Source organism: Arthrobacter sp. BL-252-APC-1A, from assembly GCF_009696625.1.
In the GTDB taxonomy this organism is placed as follows: domain Bacteria; phylum Actinomycetota; class Actinomycetes; order Actinomycetales; family Micrococcaceae; genus Arthrobacter_B.
In genome coordinates this window covers 1-1,268 of the sequence record NZ_VULS01000031.1, presented here as the reverse complement: position 1 = coordinate 1,268, position 1,268 = coordinate 1, and the positions used below count along the sequence as shown (strand labels likewise).

1 protein-coding gene is annotated in these 1,268 nt (G+C 61.3%); it reads left to right on the top strand.

Annotated features, from left to right (window positions below; translation table 11 throughout):
• Positions 1-62 precede the first annotated feature (62 nt).
• Positions 63-1,225, top strand: a protein-coding gene (locus tag FYJ28_RS17065) for an IS3 family transposase (RefSeq protein ID WP_154580191.1) whose coding sequence is annotated in 2 segments (ribosomal slippage) — positions 63-341 and positions 344-1,225 — 1,161 coding nt in all. Because the reading frame shifts where the segments join, the coding sequence is not laid out codon by codon here.
• Positions 1,226-1,268 lie beyond the last annotated feature (43 nt).

Genomic DNA, 1,268 nt, shown 5'->3' with positions numbered 1-1,268 from the left:
GAAGGTTTGATTGACACTTTGCCTGTGAGGATTTGATCCTTGCGGGTGGAAGGATGTTCATCATGCCCAAAGCCTTTCCCGAAGAGTTCCGACGCGATGTCGTCGCGGTCGCCCGCAAGGGCGAAGCGCCCATCACCCAGATCGCCAAGGACTTCGGTGTCTCACCCGCTGCCCTGCACCGCTGGATGAAGATCGCCGACAAAGAAGACGGCGTGAAATCCGGCGTCGTGTCCGATGACGCCGCGAAACTGCGGGAGGCCAACAAGCGCATCCGGCTCCTGGAACAGGAAGCGGAAGTCATGCGCCGTGCCGTGGCCTATCTGTCCCGGGACATCAATCCAAAAAAATGATGTACCCGCTGGTCCGCGAGCTGGCTGCCAGGGACGCCCCGATCAAGGTTCCCGTGGCAGTGTCCTGCCGGGTACTGAATTTCTCCAGACAGGCCTACTACCAGTGGGCCGCCAATCCTGTGCCCGCCCGGGACTGGGAAGAAGCCCACCTGATCAACGCCGCCATCGACCATCACCGGGACGATCCTGCCTTCGGATACCGGTTCATCGCCGATGAGATCAACGCCGGTCCCGGCCCGGCCGCCAGCGAACGCCGGATCTGGCGGCTGTGCTCGGAGAACGGCATCCTCTCCGTAATCCACCGCCGGCGCAGATCCGGGCTCAAGGCCGGCCCTCCGGTCCACGATGACCTCATCGAACGGGACTTCAGCGCCACGGCACCGAACCGGAAATGGCTCACGGACATCACCGAGCACCACACCGGGGAGGGAAAGCTGTACCTGTGCGCGATCAAAGACCTGCATTCGAACCGGATCGTGGGGTACTCCATGGACGGGCGGATGAAAGCTTCCCTGGCCGTTGCCGCACTGGACCATGCCGTGGCGTTGAGGAAACCGGCGGGCACTGTGGTCCATAGCGATCGCGGGTCCCAGTTCAGATCCCGCAAGTTCGTCCTAGCCCTGAACACCTACGGCCTGAGCGGATCGATGGGCCGGGTAGGGGCATGCGGTGACAATGCTGCGATGGAATCGTTCTTCTCCCTGCTTCAAAAGAACGTCCTGAACCGGAAACGATGGGAAACCCGGGCCGAACTCAGGCTCGCCATCACAACCTGGATCGAGCGCAGCTACCACCGAAAACGCCGCCAACGTGCCCTCGGACGGCTGACACCCATCGAATTTGAGACAATAAAAAACGCGGCCTCAGCCGCGTAAAAAATTATCAACCCCAGCTGTCAACGAAACCTTCAGCAGTCCC